The 18,987-nt window shown below is 67.7% G+C and carries 19 protein-coding genes; 11 read left to right on the top strand and 8 right to left on the bottom strand.

The genetic code is table 11. The features are described 5' to 3' along the window. Window positions 1–76 precede the first annotated feature (76 nt). On the bottom strand, window positions 77–2,665 hold the full coding sequence (clpB, locus tag OG921_RS02235) for an ATP-dependent chaperone ClpB (protein WP_266110700.1): 2,589 nt from the start codon (window positions 2,663–2,665) through the stop codon (window positions 77–79). A gap of 73 nt (window positions 2,666–2,738) precedes the next feature. Next, window positions 2,739–3,470, bottom strand: coding sequence for a hypothetical protein (locus OG921_RS02240; RefSeq protein WP_266110701.1), 732 nt, complete (start codon window positions 3,468–3,470; stop codon window positions 2,739–2,741). 280 nt (window positions 3,471–3,750) lie between these two features. On the opposite strand from OG921_RS02240, the gene OG921_RS02245 reads away from it, so the two are divergent. The 8 genes from OG921_RS02245 to OG921_RS02280 all read left to right on the top strand — a co-directional run bounded on the left by OG921_RS02245 (window position 3,751) and on the right by OG921_RS02280 (window position 8,334). Then, complete coding sequence (locus tag OG921_RS02245) at window positions 3,751–4,914, top strand: globin domain-containing protein (RefSeq protein ID WP_266110702.1); 1,164 nt, start codon at window positions 3,751–3,753, stop codon at window positions 4,912–4,914. A gap of 51 nt (window positions 4,915–4,965) precedes the next feature. Then, window positions 4,966–5,700, top strand: a complete 735-nt coding sequence (locus OG921_RS02250) for an FAD-binding oxidoreductase (RefSeq protein WP_266110703.1) — start codon at window positions 4,966–4,968, stop codon at window positions 5,698–5,700. Window positions 5,701–5,832: 132 nt separating this feature from the next. Beyond that, window positions 5,833–6,309 (top strand): Asp23/Gls24 family envelope stress response protein, encoded by a 477-nt coding sequence (locus tag OG921_RS02255; protein ID WP_266110704.1) that lies wholly within the window; start codon window positions 5,833–5,835, stop codon window positions 6,307–6,309. After that, the gene (locus OG921_RS02260) at window positions 6,306–6,653 is read left to right on the top strand and encodes an Asp23/Gls24 family envelope stress response protein (protein ID WP_266110705.1); all 348 of its coding nucleotides are present in this window, start codon (window positions 6,306–6,308) and stop codon (window positions 6,651–6,653) included. The genes OG921_RS02255 and OG921_RS02260 overlap by 4 nt, the downstream gene beginning before the upstream one ends. Beyond that, a complete protein-coding gene (locus OG921_RS02265; RefSeq protein WP_266110706.1) occupies window positions 6,650–6,829 on the top strand; it encodes a DUF2273 domain-containing protein in 180 nt (59 codons plus the stop codon). The genes OG921_RS02260 and OG921_RS02265 overlap by 4 nt, the downstream gene beginning before the upstream one ends. Continuing rightward, window positions 6,822–7,229 carry a hypothetical protein gene (locus OG921_RS02270; RefSeq protein ID WP_266110707.1) on the top strand — a complete coding sequence of 136 codons (408 nt, stop codon included), beginning with the start codon at window positions 6,822–6,824 and terminating at the stop codon, window positions 7,227–7,229. Before OG921_RS02265 ends, OG921_RS02270 begins: the two co-directional genes overlap by 8 nt. After that, entirely contained in the window at window positions 7,226–7,774 is a 549-nt protein-coding gene (locus OG921_RS02275) for a DUF6286 domain-containing protein (protein WP_266110708.1), read from the top strand. The genes OG921_RS02270 and OG921_RS02275 overlap by 4 nt, the downstream gene beginning before the upstream one ends. Then, the gene (locus tag OG921_RS02280; protein ID WP_266110709.1) at window positions 7,771–8,334 is read left to right on the top strand and encodes a hypothetical protein; all 564 of its coding nucleotides are present in this window, start codon (window positions 7,771–7,773) and stop codon (window positions 8,332–8,334) included. The genes OG921_RS02275 and OG921_RS02280 overlap by 4 nt, the downstream gene beginning before the upstream one ends. A 6-nt stretch (window positions 8,335–8,340) precedes the next feature. On the opposite strand, the gene OG921_RS02285 is transcribed toward OG921_RS02280, so the two are convergent. The 4 genes from OG921_RS02285 to dnaK are packed head-to-tail and all read right to left on the bottom strand — an operon-like array spanning window position 8,341 to window position 12,516. Next, window positions 8,341–8,787 carry a helix-turn-helix domain-containing protein gene (locus tag OG921_RS02285; RefSeq protein WP_266110710.1) on the bottom strand — a complete coding sequence of 149 codons (447 nt, stop codon included), beginning with the start codon at window positions 8,785–8,787 and terminating at the stop codon, window positions 8,341–8,343. Next, window positions 8,774–9,931 carry a molecular chaperone DnaJ gene (gene dnaJ / locus OG921_RS02290; RefSeq protein ID WP_266110711.1) on the bottom strand — a complete coding sequence of 386 codons (1,158 nt, stop codon included), beginning with the start codon at window positions 9,929–9,931 and terminating at the stop codon, window positions 8,774–8,776. The genes OG921_RS02285 and dnaJ overlap by 14 nt, the downstream gene beginning before the upstream one ends. A gap of 27 nt (window positions 9,932–9,958) precedes the next feature. Further along, window positions 9,959–10,672 (bottom strand): nucleotide exchange factor GrpE, encoded by a 714-nt coding sequence (gene grpE, locus OG921_RS02295; protein ID WP_266110712.1) that lies wholly within the window; start codon window positions 10,670–10,672, stop codon window positions 9,959–9,961. After that, complete coding sequence (gene dnaK, locus OG921_RS02300; RefSeq protein WP_266110713.1) at window positions 10,669–12,516, bottom strand: molecular chaperone DnaK; 1,848 nt, start codon at window positions 12,514–12,516, stop codon at window positions 10,669–10,671. The genes grpE and dnaK overlap by 4 nt, the downstream gene beginning before the upstream one ends. A 436-nt stretch (window positions 12,517–12,952) precedes the next feature. Between dnaK and OG921_RS02305 the strand changes: the two genes are divergently transcribed. From OG921_RS02305 to OG921_RS02315, 3 genes are all read left to right on the top strand, one after another. After that, entirely contained in the window at window positions 12,953–14,245 is a 1,293-nt protein-coding gene (locus OG921_RS02305; RefSeq protein WP_266110714.1) for a hypothetical protein, read from the top strand. Between the two features lie 79 nt (window positions 14,246–14,324). Continuing rightward, entirely contained in the window at window positions 14,325–15,674 is a 1,350-nt protein-coding gene (locus OG921_RS02310; RefSeq protein WP_266110715.1) for a S1 family peptidase, read from the top strand. A gap of 195 nt (window positions 15,675–15,869) precedes the next feature. After that, window positions 15,870–17,180 carry a S1 family peptidase gene (locus OG921_RS02315; RefSeq protein ID WP_266110716.1) on the top strand — a complete coding sequence of 437 codons (1,311 nt, stop codon included), beginning with the start codon at window positions 15,870–15,872 and terminating at the stop codon, window positions 17,178–17,180. Between the two features lie 136 nt (window positions 17,181–17,316). On the opposite strand, the gene OG921_RS02320 is transcribed toward OG921_RS02315, so the two are convergent. Continuing rightward, window positions 17,317–18,012, bottom strand: a complete 696-nt coding sequence (locus tag OG921_RS02320) for an ammonium transporter (RefSeq protein WP_266110717.1) — start codon at window positions 18,010–18,012, stop codon at window positions 17,317–17,319. A gap of 274 nt (window positions 18,013–18,286) precedes the next feature. Continuing rightward, entirely contained in the window at window positions 18,287–18,961 is a 675-nt protein-coding gene (locus OG921_RS02325) for an ammonium transporter (RefSeq protein ID WP_266110718.1), read from the bottom strand. Window positions 18,962–18,987: the final 26 nt, after the last annotated feature.

Here is an 18,987-nt window from a genome sequence, read left to right on the forward strand (position 1 = left end):
GGTACGCACCGTTGCCGGACACAGCGGTGCGCGGTTTGCGGGAATTCGCAACCGCAAACCGCGCACCGGCCGACTCTTATGCGCCGACGATCAAGCCGTCCCCATCCGGCGAGACGTCGACCTTGACCGTGTCACCGTCGTGCACCTCACCGGCCAGCAGCGCCTTGGCGAGCTGATCGCCGATGGCCTGCTGGATCAACCGGCGCAGCGGACGCGCACCGTAGACCGGGTCGTAGCCGCGCACGGCCAGCCAGAACCGGGCGCCGTCGGCGATGTCGAGGGTGAGCCGACGCTGCGCGAGTCGCTTCTGCAGCTGCGCGAGCTGGATGTCGACGATCGACTCGAGCTGCTCCTCGGACAGCGGGTGGAAGACCACGACGTCGTCGAGGCGGTTGATGAACTCCGGCTTGAATGCCGATCGCACCGCCGCCATCACCTGGTCCTTGTCACCCCCGGCACCGAGGTTCGAGGTGAGGATCAGGATGGTGTTGCGGAAATCGACCGTGCGGCCCTGCCCGTCGGTCAGCCTGCCCTCGTCGAGAACGGCGAGCAGGATGTCGAAGACGTCCGGATGGGCCTTCTCCACCTCGTCGAACAACACCACGGTGTACGGCCGGCGCCGCACCGCCTCGGTGAGTTGACCGCCCTGGTCGTAACCGACATAACCGGGAGGTGCACCGACGAGGCGAGCCACCGAATGCTTCTCGCTGTACTCGCTCATGTCGATCCGGACCATCGCACGCTCATCGTCGAACAAGAAGTCCGCCAACGCCTTTGCGAGCTCGGTCTTGCCTACACCGGTCGGGCCGAGGAATAGGAACGAGCCGGTGGGCCGATTCGGGTCGGCGACGCCGGCGCGGGCGCGACGGACCGCGTCCGACACCGCAGTGACCGCCTCGGACTGACCGACGACGCGCTTGCCCAGCTCGTCCTCCATGCGAAGGAGCTTGGCGGACTCGCCTTCCAGCATCCGGCCCGCGGGGATCCCGGTCCACGCCGCCACCACGTCCGCGACGTCGTCGGGGCCGACCTCCTCCTTGAGCATCACGTCGCCGTCGCCCGCCGTGCCCGAGGCCCGCTCGGCCTCGGCCAATTGCTTTTCCAGCGCCGGGATCCGGCCGTAACGCAGCTCGGCGGCCTTGCCCAGATCGCCGTCACGTTCGGCGCGCTCCGATTCGCCGCGCAGTGCCTCGAGCTCTTCCTTGATGACGCGCACCGAGTCGATGGCCTGCTTCTCGTTCTGCCACCGGGTGGTGAGCTGGGACAGCTTCTCCCGATCGTCCGCGAGTTCGGCGCGCAGCTTCTCGAGTCGCTGCTTGGACGCCTCGTCGGTCTCCTTCTCGAGCGCCATCTCCTCGATCTCGAGCCGGCGCACGGCACGCTCGACCTCGTCGATCTCGACGGGGCGCGAGTCGATTTCCATGCGCAGCCGGGACGCGGCCTCGTCGACGAGGTCGATGGCCTTGTCCGGCAGGAAACGCGAGGTGATGTAGCGGTCCGACAGGGTCGCCGCCGCGACCAGCGCAGAGTCGGTGATGCGCACGCCGTGGTGCACCTCGTAGCGCTCCTTGAGGCCACGCAGGATGCCGACGGTGTCCTCCACCGACGGCTCGCCGACCAGCACCTGCTGGAAGCGCCGCTCGAGCGCGGCGTCCTTCTCGATGTACTTGCGGTACTCCTCGAGCGTGGTGGCACCGACCATGCGCAACTCGCCGCGGGCGAGCATGGGCTTGATCATGTTGCCTGCGTCCATCGCGGACTCGCCGGTGGCGCCGGCGCCGACGATGGTGTGCAACTCGTCGATGAACGTGATGACCTGGCCCGCGCTGTTCTTGATGTCATCGAGCACGGCCTTGAGCCGCTCCTCGAATTCGCCGCGGTACTTCGCTCCGGCGACCATCGAACCGAGGTCGAGCGAGATGACGCTCTTGCCGCGAAGCGACTCCGGCACGTCACCGGCAATGATGCGCTGGGCTAGGCCCTCGACGATGGCGGTCTTGCCGACGCCGGGTTCGCCGATCAGCACGGGATTGTTCTTGGTGCGGCGGCTCAGCACCTGGACGACGCGGCGGATCTCGGTGTCCCGGCCGATGACCGGGTCGAGCTTGCCCTCGCGCGCAGCGGCCGTCAGATCGGTGGAGTACTTCTCCAGCGCCTGGTACGTGCCTTCGGGGTCGGGACTGGTCACCCGCGCGCTGCCACGCACCGTGGTGAACGCCTCGCGCAGTGCGGCCGGGGTGGCACCGTGGCCGGTGAGCAGCTTGGCGACATCCGAGTCGCCGGCAGGAGCGGAGCCTGCGGAGCGACCCTCATACCCCGCGAGACCGACGAGCAGGTGCTCGGTGGAAACGTATTCATCGTCCAGGTCGGTGGCCAATCGCTGCGCGGCGGTAAGCGCCGCGAGTGCTTCGCGGCCCAACTGCGGCGTGGTGGTGGCGCCCGTCGCGCGTGGCAGGCGGTCGACGAGGACCTGAGCCTCGTTGCGGACCGTCACCGGGTCCACGCCGACCGCTTTGAGCAGCGGCGCGGCGATGCCGTCGGCCTGTTCGAGCAGCGCCACCAGCAAGTGCGCGGGCCGAATATCCGGGTTGCCTTGCGACGATGCCGACTGCAGGGCAGCCGTCAGCGCGGCCTGGGTCTTGGTGGTGGGATTGAACGATTCCACGTGTCACCCTTTCTGGGGTCGAGTTCTGTTACTCGCTACAACGCAGCAAAGGTTGAGTCTGTTCCGCTCAAGTTTAGCCAGATCGACGCGACCGCACACTCCGAGTCTCCACCGCGCACCCGCGATCTCCGGTGTGCGGGTCACAGCCGGGATGTGCGGTCATCGAACCGGTCGACCGCGCGCGATCGCCCGTTCGAATCGCGCCAGCAACCGCCGCGAAGTTGTCGAGCTCACCCAATGTCCACCGGACCAGCTGCCAGCCCGCATCGCGCAGTGCGTCCTCGCGAACCTTCTCCCGGAAAACCGCGTCACCGGCAGTCTGCCCGGGCCGCAGCAACCGGCCGTACTTCACCTTTCCATCGAACTCGCCGATGACGCCATGCTCGGGCAACGCGAAGTCCGCCCGCCCGAGGAACCGACCGTCCGACGCAGCCACCTCGTACTGGAGTTCGAACACCGGCAACCCCGCCGCGCGCAACCTAACCCTGCTGCGCGATTCGCCGACACTCTCGCTGCGAGCGTCCATCCACGCCATGGCACGCCGCGCCGCCGGCACGCCCGGCCAGCGCGGCATACGTTCCAACGCGACGGCGGGCTGCGCATCGGCCGCGCCGTGGCGCAGGAGAGCATCACCGATCACCACGGCCTGCTCGACCGGCGCGCATCGCGCGAAGTCGGCGATCGTCCGCGCTGCGTTGGTGACCCGAAGGCCGTCCACGACGACGACGTCGTCCTCGCGCAGCGGAGCCGTGTGCAGATGGCGCCCGGTGGTCGAGATCGCCCTCGGCCGTCGACACGAAGACACCTGGCCGCAACCGACGCAGGCCGCCGGTGCGACATTGCCGGCGCACCTCGCCGTCGGTGAAGCCCTTCGCGAGCGCATCCGACCGGTTTATCAACTCCATGCCCGCGATCTTCACCCTCACAGTGCTCACGAACGGCCGGGAGAGCAGCGCTATGGAGATAACTCTCCGCGGACCGCGCACGCGCACGCCGCGCCGGTGGCTTGGCCCGTTCCCGCGAACGCGACTAACCTGCGTCAGGGGGGTGCGTCATCGCCTGGACGCACCGGAGGGAGCTCGATCGTGGACTCGCGTGATATTGCGCTGGTTCGCGCCAACTTCCGGACGGTCTCGTACTCCGCGCACAGCCGCGGGAAGCTGACCAATGCGTTCTACGGCCAACTGTTCGGCCGCGACCCTGCCCTGCGGCAGCTCTTCCCGCCGGCAATGGACGTCACCCGGCACCGGTTCATCCTTGCGCTGCAGTTCATTCTCGACTCGCTGGACACCCCCGGCGCCGCCGAGGAATTCCTCGAACAGCTCGCTCGTGACCACCGCAAATACGGGGTCGACGCCAAGCACTACCGGTCCGCCGCGGACGCGCTGCTCATTGCACTGCGGGCGCACACCGGTGAAGCGCTGTGGACGGACCCGCTCGATACGGCCTGGACCAGGTTTACCGACCTGATCGCGAACTCGATGATCGCCGGCGCCGAAGCCGACGACCTGCCCGCACACTGGGAGGCGACGGTGGTCGGTCAGCATCAGCTGCTCGACGATCTCGCGCTGGTCCGGCTGCGGGCCGACGCCCCGATCCCCTACGAATCCGGCCAATACCTGCCGATCCGGATACCGCAGACGCCGAACATGTGGCGCTACCTGTCACCCGCGATTCCCGCCAATGATGGGGGCGAACTCGAGTTCCACGTCCGCAAGGTGCGCGGCGGCTGGGTGAGTCCGTCGATCGTCAACGACACCAAGCCGGGCGACCGCTGGCTGATCGGCGCCCCGCTCGGCGGGCTGCACGTCGACTACGAATGCGGCCGCAACGTGCTGATGATCGGCTCGGGCACCGGAATCGCGCCGCTGCGCGCCCAGGTCATGGAAATGGCCCGGCGCGGAGTGAACCCCCAGGTCCACCTGTTCCTCGGTGGCGTGTATCCGCGTGATCTCTACGACCTGGAGAACATGTGGCGGCTCTCGCTGATCAATCCGTGGCTGTCGGTGATCCCGGTCGCCGAACACCAGAACAACCCGTGGTGGCATCCCGAGCCGCCGCCGGAAACACCACCGGGCATGCACCGCAGGCTGACCGGTTCGATCGGGCATATCGTCACGAGCTTCGGCTCGTGGGCCGAACATCAGGTGCAGCTCGCCGGGTCGCCCGAGATGGTCTACACCACGACGCAGACGCTGATCGCGGCCGGCGTTCCCGAGGAACGAATCTCGCACGATCCGCTGTGGTGACCGCCCGCAAGTGGAGTCGGTTCCCGACCGCAGGTCGGTAGTGTTGCCGTCGTGTGGAAATCGACCGTCGTCGAGCACCATCGGCTCCGCGAGGACATCGCCGTGGTGCGGTTGATCGGTGATGCGGTCCCCTTCACTACCGGCCAGTTCCTGACCGTCACCGTCCCGAATGCACCACACGCACGTCGACTGTCCCCGGCGTTGCCGCCCTCGCTCGACGGCAAGCTGGAATTCCACGTGCGCGCCGTTCCCGGTGGCTGGGTGAGCGGACCGATCGTCACCGACACCCGCCCCGGCGACGTCTGGCAACTGGATGCGCCGGCGGGCGGCGATCTGCACATCGACGACTCCGGCCGAGACGTGGTGCTGGTCGCCGGCGGAACCGGTCTGGCCCCGCTGCGGGCGCTGATCGTCGATCTCACCTACCAGCCGCACCCCCCGCGGGTGTTCCTCTTCGTCGGTGGACGCAACCCGCGCGACCTCTACGCCGGCGACATGCTCGCCCTGCTAGCCGCCGAGTTGCCTTGGCTCACCGTGATTCCGGTGGTCGAACGCATAGACAACCCCGGCTGGACCGACGACTGGCACGAACGGACACGCGTCGATATCGGGTTCACCGAGGACGATCTGCTGCTCGGCCGCCTGCCCGATGTAGTCGCCGAGCACGGGCCGTTCCGCGACCATCAGGTGCTGGTGTGCGGCTCGCCGGGAATGACCGCGGTGGCGATCGAGCGGCTGACCGCGGGCGGCACACCGGCGGGCAACATCCGGCACGACCCGATCTGAGCGGTCGGGGGTGTAACCGATGCCGGATCGAATCGTCGGACGAACGCACGCCGGGCGCGATTCGTGGCACGATCGCGGGTAGCGACCCGCACGACGACAACCGCCCGTGATCGAAACGAAAGCGTCGAACCGATGACCGACCCCAATCCCGCTCGACCGACTGCGGTGCCGCACCCGCTGCGCACCGAGGAGTACGACTCGTCGGAAGCCCCGAACACCCAGGGCCGCACCGTGATTGCCGACACAGTGGTCGCAAAGATCGCCGGCATCGCGGCACGCGAGATCGGCGGTGTGCGCGAGGTGTCCGGCGGTGCGTCGCGGATGGTCGGGCGGCTGCGCGAGACGGTTCCCGGCGCGTTCGCTGCCCCGAACACCGGACAGGGTGTCTCCGTCGAGGTCGGCGCCCGGCAGGCCGCGGTCGACATCGGGATCGTCGCCTATTACGGCGTCGCCCTGCACGAACTCGCTGCGGCGATCCGGCGCAACGTCATTGCCGCCATCGAGCGGATGACCGGACTCGAGGTGACCGAAGTCAACGTCACCGTGCACGACGTCTGGTTCGACGACGACGACGAGACCGACCCGGATGCGCGGCCGCGGGTGCAGTGACCGAATACGCGGACCCGACCGCCGACATCGCCCGCCGCGTCGCCGCAGCGGCGCACTCGGTCGACGGCGTTGTCGCGCTCGACGGCGGGCCATTCGGTGAGATCGCGACATATGTTCCCGGCGAACGGGTTTCCGGCGTCCGGCTCAGCTCGGAATTCGGCGAACTGCATATCGTCACCGACCTGCGGCGAAACCTGCGCACGGTCGCCGAGGAAGTGCGGGCGGCGGCGGAGTCACTGACCGGACTGCCCTTCGTCGTAACGGTGGCCGATGTCCGCATCGATCTTCCCGACGATAAGGGCAGTGCACAGAATAAAGGCAGTGCACAGATGGAGGAACGATGAACAACGCGACGCTCGGGCTGTTCGCGGGATTGCTGCTGGCCATCGCCGGCGCGGCCGGCGGGTTCGGCGGCTTCCTGTTCGCCGTGGCGCTCGGCGGCCTCGGACTCGCGCTCGGCGCGCATCGCGACGGCACCGTCGACCTCGGCGCGCTGCTGCGGGGCAAGGGACGTGGCTGAGCCCGGTGCCGACGCGGTTCCCGGCAGCGCCCCGCCGACCGACCCGAGCAGCCGGGGCGAGCTGGTCATCCGGGGGCGTGCGGTATCTCGGATCGTGGAGCGGGCCGTGCTCGATGTTCCCGGCGTGCTGCGCAGTTCGAGTCGCATCGGGCCGATCACCCGCCGCGAACTACCCCGCGCAGTGGTGGACATGAGCACACCGCACCCGAACATCCGCGTCGATGTCGCACTCACCTGGCCCAGCCCGGTTGCCGAGCTGTGTCGCGACATCCGCGCCCGGATCGATGTCGAGGTGACCCGCATAATCGGTCGTGCCCCGTCCCGTATCGACATCGCGGTCACCGAATTGATCGCCGAGGAGACCTTCCCCGCCGACGCCGAACCGGAGCCCGCCCGGTGAGTTCCACCGATCCCGTGGCACCGGGGCAGCGTCCACGCCGCACTCCTGCCGCCGCTCCCATCGCGATCGTAGCCGCGATCGCACTGATCGCCGCAGGTGTCATCGCAGGCCGGGAACTGCTCATCGAGAATGACATCATCGACGAAGCCCCATGGGTCGCCAACACATTCGGCTGGATCAGCAGGCTGACCTGGCAGACCTGGATGCTGCCGGCTGCGATCGGCGCGGTGCTGGTCGGGCTTTGTTTCGTGGCCGCGGCCATGAAACCGCGCGCCCGCACGCACGTCGGGACCGTGACATCGCCGACGCTGTGGCTCACGACCACCGACACCGCGCGCGCATCCACGGCAGCGGCGCTGCACGTCGAGGGCGTCGTCCGGGCGCACACCACCGCCGATCGGCGCACCGTGCGCGTGCATATCGTCAGCGACGAGACGGCTCCGGACGTCATCGACAGCGTGACGCACCGAGTACAGCGGGCCCTCGGCGAGCTCGACCCGTCGCCGATAGTGCGGGTGTCCGTCGATCGGCCCGGCAGTCGATGAAACGGACCGTCGCCGGTCTCGACCGGTTCGTCAGTGCGATCCTCGGACTCGCCCTCGTCGTGGGAGGGTTGCTCGTCATCGGCTGGTGCGCCGAGATCGCCTTCGTCCGCGACCTGTTCGAGCGTGCCGACCAAGAGTGGTATTCCAGTGCACCGGAACAGGACTGGTGGGGTTGGGCGCTGGCCGCGGCAATGGTCGGCGGCATCGCCCTCGGCGGTTGGCTGCTGGTGGCGAATGTGCGGCCCAATCGGGCGGGTGAGTTGGAACTGACGACGGGGGTCGCCATCGGTACCGCCACCGTCGACACCGGCCAACTGGCCGGCGCCATCGCCGCGACGCTGAGCCGGGCGCCGGAGGTGGTGGAAGCCAACGGAACCGCCGTCGACGATCGCGGCGGGCGGACGGTACGGATCACAGTCACGGCGAAACCTGATGTGCCGCTGGAACATCTTCGTCGATTGGCCGAAGACGCCCGCGCCGATATCGCGCGGGCAATCGAAACCGATGAGCTGGCAACGCAGTTCTTCGTGCATTACCTGCCGGTCGACGAACCGGACTGAACTGTTTCAGCGGCGGTGCTTGGGCTGCCACACCACGAGTGCGGTGCTGCGCGGCACCGGCACCAAATCCCGGCGGTGGCTCTGCTGGATCCGGCTGATCTCCTCGGCCATTTCCTCGATCCGCGACTGCAACGCCTCGACCTGGTTGGTCAGCTCGATGATCCGTTTGATGCCGGCGAGGTTGACGCCCTCGTCCTGCGACAGGCGCTGCACCTCACGGAGCAGGGCCACGTCGCGGGCCGAATAACGCCGTCCGCCACCGGTGGTGCGGTGCGGCGTGACGAGCCCGAGCCGGTCGTAGGTGCGCAACGTCTGCGCGTGCATGCCGGACAGCTGCGCGGCTACCGAGATGACGAAATACTGCGTTTCCGTCTCGTACTGCGGGCCGCCGTCGCCGACCCTGGGATCGGTCGGGCCCAGGCCGGGCTGCTTGCGTGACTCATGCATCGCCACCCGCCCAACCTTCCCGTGGCGAGAATCCGCTGGCCCGTTCGGCCTCGACGTATCTGCGCAACGCCTCGATGGCATTGTCGTCCAGCTTTGGCGGAACGGCGACCTTCACCGTGACGAGCAGATCGCCCGCGGTGCCGTCGCGGCGCTGCACACCGCGGCCCTTCACACGCAGGATGCGGCCGTCCGCGGTGCCGGGCGGCACCTTGACGCCGACTCGGCCGTCGAGGGTCGGCACCGAAAGCGTGGTGCCGAGCACCAATTCGTCGTAGGCGACCGGGACGACGACCGTGAGGTTGTCCCCGCTTCGGCCGAACACATCGTCGCTCTTGACGTGCACGGTGACGTACAGATCGCCCGATGGCGCGCCACGCAGGCCCGCCTCGCCGAGACCGGCCGCGCGGATGCGTTGTCCGTCGGCAACTCCGGGCGGGATGCGCACGGTGACCGTGCGCGTGCGGTTCTGCACGCCCGAACCGGCACAGTCCGTGCACGGCTCGTCGATGATCGAGCCCGTCCCGCGGCAGTCGTCGCAGGGCTCGCTGAACCCGAACGCGCCCTGGTTGCGGCTCACGATCCCCGTGCCGTTGCAGCGTGGGCAGACGCGCGGGCTGGTGCCCGGCTTCGCTCCGCTGCCATGGCAGGTGGTACACGAGGACGGGCTGGTCATCCGCAGTGGCAGGGTCACGCCCTGCGTCGCCTCCCGGAATCCGAGCGTCGTCTCGGTTTCCACGTCGGCGCCACGACGCGGTCGGTTACCGGCGCCGGCGCGAGCGCCGCCACGGTTGAACAGTCCGCCGAAGATATCGCCGAGACCGCCATCGCCCGCGCCACCGCCGAACAGATCGTTGACGTTGAACTCGCCGCCGCCGCCCGGGTTGAAGCCGCCGCGGCCGAATCCGCCACCCGAGGCGAACATCCGCCGGGTGTCGTCGTACTCCTTGCGCTTGGCCGGGTCCGACAGCACGGCGTTCGCCTCGCTGACCGCCTTGAACCGCTCCTCGGCTTTGTTGTCACCGGGGTTCTTGTCGGGGTGCAGGCTCGAGGCGAGCTTGCGGTAGGCCTTCTTGATCTCGTCGGCAGACGCGTCGGAGGCGACGCCCAGCTCCTTGTAGAAGTCCTTCTCGATCCACTCCCGTTGGCTCACTGGGCGTCTCCTCCTTTCGCGCTGTCGCTACTGCTGGTCCGGCACACTCGCCGGATCGGCCTCGTCCGGTGCGGCCGCGGCGGCGGGTGCCTCCGGCACCGCATCCACGACCCCGACCATTGCGGTACGAAGCACTTTCTCACCGAACCGGTATCCCTGCCGCATCACCACGCCGAGCACCGGGTTGGACCCGTCGCCCTCGTGCTGTACGGCCTCGTGCACGGCCGGGTCGAAAGGCTCGCCCTCGACGCCGAACGGCTTGACACCGAGTCCGTCGAACACACCGGCGAGCTTGTCCGCCACCGCCTTCAGCGGCCCGGATTCGAGATCGCCGTGCGCGCGGGCCCGGTCGAGATCGTCTAGCACCGGGAGCAGCGCGCCGAGCACCGACGCCTTGGCGGTGTCGATGGTCGACTGCCGCTCGCGGTCCTGGCGTCGCCGATAGTTGGTGTACTCGGCCTGCAGTCGCTGCAGGCTGTCGGTGAGTTCGTTGATCTTGACGTCGCGGTCGTCGGCCGTTTCTTCAACGGCCCCGTCCACAACCTCTTCGACCCCGTCGATGTCCACCGAACCGGGCGGTACGGATTGGTCGCTCCGCAGGCTCCGCTCCTGCCGCGCCGTACCAGTGCCCGCTAGAGGCTCTGCTACCGGCTCCGCGTCCCGTACCTCGCCGGTCTCCGGGTCGATCTTTCGCTTGTCCACGAAAGTGACCGGCTCCTGCTCGGTGTTACCTGCGCTCACTTGCGCTCCGCGTCGCTCGGCTCGTCGACCACCTCGGCGTCGACGACCTGATCGTCGCCACCCCCGGCCGACGCACCGTCACCGGACGCCGCAGCGTCGGCGGCCTGTGCGTCGTAGATCGCCTGGCCGAGCGCCTGCGATTCGGTCGCCAGCTTCTCCACCGCGGACTTCACGGCCGAGATGTCGGACCCGGCTAGCGCATCCTTGGTCTCCTTGATCGCTGCCTCGACCTTGTCCTTCACGTCGCCGGGCACCTTGTCGGTGTTGTCGGCGATGAATTTCTCGGTCTGGTGGACGAGCGACTCGGCCTGGTTGCGGGTTTCGGCCTCTTCGCGACGGACCTTGTCCTCCTCGGCATGCGCCTCGGCGTCCTTGACCATCCGGTCGATCTCTTCCTTGGACAGGCCGGAGCCGTCCTGGATCTTGATCGTGTTCTCCTTGCCGGTGCCCTTGTCCTTCGCGGTCACGTGCACGATGCCGTTGGCATCGATGTCGAAGGTGACCTCGATCTGCGGGACGCCGCGCGGAGCCGGCGGGATGCCGGTCAGCTCGAAGGAGCCGAGCAGCTTGTTGTGCGAGGCGATCTCGCGCTCACCCTGGAACACCTGGATCTGCACCGACGGCTGGTTGTCGTCCGCCGTCGTGAAGGTCTCCGACCGCTTGGTCGGAATGGTGGTGTTGCGCTCGATGAGCTTGGTCATCACGCCACCCTTGGTCTCGATGCCGAGGGAAAGCGGGGTGACGTCGAGCAGCAGGACGTCCTTGACCTCGCCCTTGAGCACACCGGCCTGCAGCGCCGCGCCGACGGCGACAACCTCGTCCGGGTTGACGCCCTTGTTCGGCTCGCGGCCACCGGTGAGTTCCTTCACCAGCTCGGACACGGCGGGCATCCGGGTGGAGCCGCCGACCAGCACGACGTGGTCGATGTCCTTGACCGCGATGCCGGCGTCCTTGATCACCGACTGGAACGGCGCACGGGTCCGGTCGAGCAGATCGGAGGTGATCTTCTGGAACTCGGCGCGGGACAGCTGCTCGTCGAGGAACAACGGGTTCTTGTCCGCGTCGACGGTGATGTAGGGCAGGTTGATGGAGGTGCTCTGGCTCGAGCTCAGCTCGATCTTGGCCTTCTCCGCTGCCTCACGCAGGCGCTGCAGCGCCATCTTGTCCTTGGTCAGGTCGATGCCATTCTGGCTCTTGAACTTCTCCACGAGCCAGTCGACGATCCGCTGATCCCAGTCGTCGCCACCGAGGTGGTTGTCGCCGGAGGTCGCGCGGACCTCGACGACTCCCTCACCGATCTCGAGCAGGGACACGTCGAACGTGCCACCACCGAGGTCGAAGACCAGGATGGTCTGCTCCTTGTCGCCCTTGTCGAGGCCGTAGGCAAGCGCGGCCGCCGTGGGCTCGTTGACGATGCGCAGGACGTTGAGACCCGCGATCTGGCCGGCCTCCTTGGTGGCCTGGCGCTGCGCGTCCTCGAAGTAGGCGGGGACCGTGATCACCGCATCGGTGATCGTTTCACCCAGGTAGGCCTCGGCGTCGCGCTTCAGCTTCATGAGCGTGCGCGCGCTGATCTCCTGTGAGGTGTACTTCTTGTCGTCGATCTCGACGGCCCAGTCCGTGCCGACATGGCGCTTGACCGAGCGAATCGTGCGGTCGACGTTGGTGACCGCCTGGTTCTTCGCAGGCTGACCGACGAGTACCTCGCCGTTCTTCGCGAATGCGACGACCGACGGTGTGGTGCGCGACCCCTCCGAGTTGGCGACCACCACGGGTTCGCCACCCTCGAGAACGGAGACGACCGAGTTCGTGGTCCCGAGGTCGATACCGACCGCACGAGCCATTTTGTTCCTCCTTGTGGTTCTGTCCCACCGGCATCTTTACGCCGGCCGAACGTTGCGCCCAGGCTTGCTGAGCGTGGTCTGCTCAATATTCAGGCCGGATGCCTGACATCCAACCCAGCAACACTGAGCGGGGTCCGCTCAATCTTGCCTCGACATCTCGCGCCGAGTCAATTCCATACTTGAGCCTACTGCACTCAATGTTGCTATCGAGACAACGGAGTGGGGTTGGAGTTTGTTCCCGGGGTCGCCGAGCGCCCGGCGCCGAACCGCAAACGACACGCCGCAACCAGTTGGCCACAATCGTGTAACCCTGGACACAGTTATGGCGACAACCTGACAAAGGGCGTTCCCGCCCTGAGATCAGTGTGGGTACGGTGCCAAGACGGCATCGGCCGCTCGCCGATGCGCGGATCTCGTGTACGAGAGGGGTCGGAGCATGGCCAACGGGGTCGGCCTCTGGATCGGCGCGGCGCAGAGCACCGCCGTGATCGTCCGCGATGGAGATGCGAGCGTCACCGCGGACGGAACCGGGCCACTCACCGAGACCATAGTGCGCGACACCGTGCTGCACATGTCCGCGGAGGGCACCACGCTCGGTGGGCCGGCAACCGACGATGCGGCCACGGTCACGGTCACGGATTTTGTCGACCTCGTCGGCGACCCGGAGGGTGTTCCCCTGGACGACGGCGCGGCATATCGAGCCGAGGACCTGTACGCGACTGCCCTGTTCTGTCTACTCGATGTTGCCTCGGCCGACCTCACCGGCGACACGGAGGTCATCGCGGCGTATCCGCCGGAGTGGCCGGCCGATGTCCGCACCGCGGTCCGGGATTCGCTCGACTACCTCGGATTGCGGCACGTCCGGCTGCAGTACGCCCCGGTTTCGAACGGGACCGCGCGTACACCGGCCGAGCCCGCACGGGCCGCCGCCGTTGCCGCCGTTGCCGCTGTCGCCGCCGCGGCCGACGAACCGCCGACCGAAGAGCTTCCGGTCCTCCGCGCTGCAATGGTCGACGAACAGGCTTACTCGGCGGTGCTGCCGGTAGTGGCCGCCGCGAACACGGTGCTGCTTCCACCGATCGCCGCCCCGCTCCGGGTCGCACCGACCGCGCCGACCGCTCACGTCCGCACCACCCGCACCCCACTGCTCGTCGCGGCAGGTTTCGCCGTGGCAATGGTCCTTACCGGCGCCACCATCGCGTTCGCCCTGCGCACCGACACGTCGTCGGAAATTCCGGCGATCACCGCCATCGGACCGGCTCCCACCACGACCCCACCGGCACTCGCCCCTGCACCGGTGCTTCCCGCTGCCGCCGAACCGATCTCGTTCCCCACCGTCACGTCGGTGGAGGCGCCGCCGCCAACGGCGGTCTGGACGCCGCCGCCCGCGCCGGTCATCGAGGTCGCCGCGTCCGTGCCGCCCGTCGAGTCGCCGAGCCCGACCCCGACCCCGACACTGCCCCCGGCGACAACCACCACGCCGACTACGACCACCACCCCGCCGACTACGACCGAAGACGAAGAACCGGCACCGCCGGAACCCACCGAGTCGACCGCGGAGCAGGAAAAAGACTCCTCATTCGAGACGCCGGAAGGCGCGCAACCCAACCGGAACGGGATACCCGCCGAGGCGGACGATTCGCGCAACCGGAGCCCGTGGTACCCGTTCGACACCGGGCGAGACTACGACTACTACTTCGGAGACACGGACAATCTGGGCAACCCGTGATCCCGCGGGATCCGGGTCGCAGCTGTGACCTAATGTGAACCTCTGCCAGTTCGATCCGGACCCATTCCGAAGGAACTCCATGCGCAAGTGGACGGCGCTGCGCGCCGCGGTCGCCGTGGCGGCCCTAATTCTCGCCGGTTCCTCAGCAGTTTCCGTTTCCGAACTCGCGCCCACCGCCGGCGCGGCACCCTCCGCTGCTACGGCGCTTCCCGCGGAACTCGTCGAGGCGATCGGCCGCGACCTGCACATCACTCCCGAGCAGTATCTCGAAAGGGCCGCGCGGGCACAGCAGCTGGGCGGCTACGCCGCCGGCTTCCGCACGGCGCGGCCGACCGAGTTCAGCGGCGCATGGCTGAACAACGATGGCGAGGCGGTCGTCGCGGTCACCTCCCCGGGCGCCGCGGAGCACGCCGCACGGGATGGCTTCCGCACGCAGCTCACGGCAGTATCGGCGAACGACCTCGAGTTCGCCGCGGGCCAAATGAACTCGTTCATCGCCACCCTGCCCGATTCCGTCTTGGCGCAGATCAATTCGGTCCTGATCGACGTGCTCAACAGCCAACTGGTGGTCGACATCGCGAACAGCCCGACCGGGCGATTGCTCAACCTGCCGACGGTGATCGGGAACGTCAAGGTTGTGCTGGCTCCCGGCGGCGGCGGTCCCGTCGACCCCGGCCCCATGGGCGGCGACACCTACATCAGTGCCAAGGCACCGCTCACCGATGGCGCGGTCACCGAGATCGGCGTGTGCTCGTTCGGGTTCAACAGCGTCGACGCGCAGGGTCGGGCGTACAACATCAGTGCCGGACACTGCGATCCGAATTTGACCGGCGGTACCGCGACCGACGGCGGCGCGGTGTACCTCCCCAATCTGCGCGACGTGCGGCAGAGTCCCCAGGTGGGGTCGTTCGCGCGGGCGACCATCGGCGACCCCGCACATCGAAACCTCGACTACTCGCTGATTCAGTTCAATGACAGCGTCGGCAACAGCCCGCTCGTTCGGCCGGTCGTCCGCGGCGGTAACGGCACCACACTGACTGTCACCGGGACAGCCGACCCGGTCACCGGGGCGCCGGTGTGCAAGTCCGGGCAGACCTCGACCTTCACCTGCGGCGTGATCGTCGCCGACAGTGTCGCGACGCACCTGTTCAGCGGCGAGGGTGACCCGCTGATCGTGCACGGGTTCGCCAGCTCCGCATGCACGCTCGCCGGCGACAGCGGCGGTGCCATCGTGAGCGGCACGCTTGCGGTGGGGATCAGCAGCGGATCCAACTCTGCCAGTGCTCCGTCGTGCACCGAAGCCAACATTTCTCTCGCACCGGGCGGCGGTACCGCAAGCCTGGGCATCCCGATCCGCGACATCGTGGCCGATATCGACTCGCAGTCCGGCGGCGGTATCGGCTCCGGCATCCAGGTGCGGACCGGCTGAGGCGTCGCCGTGGGTCGTGTCGCCACCGATCGTCGACGATTCCGTAGTTTGCCTGGATGGGTATGTATTCGCCCGGGCCACGCAATATAGTCGGATGGCTCACTTGTCTTCACCGGTCGCGCCGGTAGGCAGACTTCCGTACCGCACTACTGCCCCACCCGCACTCGCCGCCACGAGCCTGCCGAGGAGACGCCAATGGCACGATCGATCGCTCGACAAATTCTGACGGTCGGTGCCGCGGCTCTCCTCCCGCTCACCGCCGGTGCCGTCGCGCACGCCGCACCCGACTCAGGGGTGTCCGACCAGGCACCACTGCTGCCCGTCGAGCTCGTGCAGGCCATCCAGCACGATCTGAAACTGAGCCCCGCCGAGTACCTGCAGCGCTCCGAGGTCGCCCAGCAGCTCGCCGAGTTCGCCACGATCGCCGAGCAGCTGTACCCGGACGTCTTCGCGGGGTCCTGGCTCGACCAAGACGGGCAGCCGATTATCGGACTCGCGCCGGGCGCGCAGACGGCCGCGGCCCGCGCCGAAATCACCGCGAACGGCTTCGCGGTCAAAGACGTCGCAAAGAGTTCGGCGACATTGCGCAATGAGAAATCCATGCTGAGCGACTGGTTCGCGGGTCAGCCCGCGCCGATCGCGTCGCTGATGCGTGGTATCGCCATCGACACCATCAACAACACGCTCGCCGTGCAGGTCACCGAACTACCGGGCGGCCTGCGACTGCCGAGTTTCGTCGATCCGGCGCAGGTGGTCGTGATCCCGTCACTGTCCGCGCCCCAGCCCGTGCCGGTACCGCGCACGAACGCCGCGGCAATCCCGCCCGGTGCGCTGGCCGGCGGCGACGGGTACATCGCCGCGACCGACGAGTCCGCGGCCCGTTGCTCGCTCGGCTTCAACGGCATCGATGCGCGCGGGCAGGCTGTCACCATCACCGCGGGTCACTGCAACCCGGATCTCGCGTCGGCAGGCACGGCCACCGCGGCCGGAATGTACGAACTGCTCGAGTACGACCGCGCCGGTGCCCGGCTCGGCACCTTCGTTCGGTCCCGCCTGGACGGCCACGACTGGTCGATAGTCGCGATCACGCCGGCCGCCCAGGCCCGGTTTGCGAACAACGGGGTCCGAGTTCCGGGCGCCGCACCGCTGGCCATCGACGGCACCGCCCAACCCGTGGTCGGCGCTCCGGTGTGCAAGTCTGGATCGCGGACCGGGTTCAGCTGCGGCACGGTGCTCGCGGTCGATCAGGACATCGCCGTCGGCGACCATCGGCTGACCGGTTCATTCGCCTCCAGCATCTGCGCCCTGCCCGGCGACAGCGGCGGCGCAGTGGTGACCGGGACGCGCGCGCTCGGAGTGTCGAGCGCATCATCGGTGGCCGATTATCCGATCTGCGAGATACCGAACCTGCTCGGCATGCTGACCGGCGACGGGCCGCTGCTGTTCTCGACGCCGATCAACACGATCCTCGCCGACAACCCCGGCCTGCGGGTGCGCACCAGCTAATCCGCGGCGCCGCAGCGCACTGGCACCCAGGCGAGCGACGCGCCAGTTCCTGTCCGGGCAACACCTGAGCGACACAGCGAAACGGCCCGGCCTCCCGTGGGAGATCGGGCCGTTTCGCTTGGGCCGGTTGGACTGGTTACCTGGTGGGCGCCTCGGTCGCCTTGGGGGGCGCCGGGACGGGGGTCGTGTAGTTGTACTTGGTAGTGCCGGGCTTCGCCATCAGCGTCGAAACCAGATCGATTGCCGAGTAGACGAGCACCGGCCCGCCGACCGCGACCATGCCGATGATTCCGCCGAGCGACGCTCCGACCGTCGCCGCAGGCAAGCAGCCGAGCCCGAAGAACGGCGAGCCGAGTACACAGCCGATCACGCCGCCGACGACGACTCCCGCCGCGGTACCGAGGAACGTGCCGATGGCGGTCCCGACACTGAACATCGACGAGAACATGCTGAGCGCACGCTGATCCTCTTGCGGCGAGGCAACCGGTCGTACCAGCACCGGGCGTGCGTTCAGCACGCTCATGTCCGGCGTCATCCTGATCTCCGTGCCGTTGTTCGCCACGGTGGCGGCGACCGGATGCGCGATGCTGTCGAGCGTGAACGAGAGCGGGACTCGTAGCACCGCTGCGCCGGTGGTGTCGACGATGTCGACGGTGCGCCGGTCCGCGGCAATCTTGAAGGTGCCGCCTTCAAGGGTTGTCACGACCGTCTTGTCGACCAGGTTGGTGTGGTAGCGAATGTCTTGGGCAGGTGCTGCCTGACTGGTACCCACGCCGCCAACCACCGAGGCGACAACCAGCGAAGCGATCGCCACGATGCGAGTGAACTTCATAGGGGTTCTGTCTTTCCGTCGTCTTGCGAAACCGCACGCACAGAGCCCCAGGCAAGTACAAGAAAACTCCCTCGCAACGGGACAAGCCCGCCTCGAAGCTTTTGTGGCCTAGCGCACTTGACGTCGAACCATATCGGATGGCGAGGCAAATGTGTAGTTAATCACGTCTAAAACGTCACCATTTAACCTAACACTTGCCCAAGGTTCAATTTGTGCATCGGAGTCGCCCGACAGAGTCGCGCGACCGCCCGGCCCGATTCGGTCGGCGCGCCCGCTACCGTGCGGGCGCAGGCGGCGGCTCCGGGTAATTCCACTTCGTCGTGCCGGGCGGAGCGGTGAGTGTCTGGATCAGGTCGACCCCCGCGATGATCGCAGTCGGACCGCCGACCGCGAGCGTCCCCAGAATTCCGCCGAGGGTGGCTCCGACTGCCGCAGCCGGAAGGCAACCGAGTCCGAAGAACGGTGAGCCGAGGATGCAGCCGATGACCGCACCGGCAACCACGCCTACGCCAAGGCCGACGAGGCTACCGATCGCCGTGGCGATCCCGAGTTGGGACTGGAAGTTCTGCTGTGCGCGAGTGTTTTCCTCGGGCGAGGCGACCGGCCGGACGAGGGACCGACCTAGCTCCGGCATCCCGTTCGGCGTCAGCTCCAGGATCTTGCCGTTGTCCTTCACGACTTGATTCAACGGAAACAGGACGCCGTTCACATGGACGGCAAGGGGAAGATTCACCACCGTGTTGCCCGCCAAGTCCTTGATATCGACCGTCTTTCCGTCGCCCTGAACTTGAAAGAATCCTCCGTCGAGGGTGGTAACTACGGTCCTGTCGACCAGCATGGTTTCATAGCCGATCGGAACCGGCACCGGGTGCGCGTTCGCCGTTCCCGCTCCTACCGACAGCGCCGCGACTGTCATGACAGCGAGCGTCGTCGTTCGAATCAGTCTCATAGTTGCCACACCTTTACTGCGAGTAG

The sequence above is a fragment of the Aldersonia sp. NBC_00410 genome, assembly GCF_026342035.1.
Lineage (GTDB): Bacteria > Actinomycetota > Actinomycetes > Mycobacteriales > Mycobacteriaceae > Aldersonia.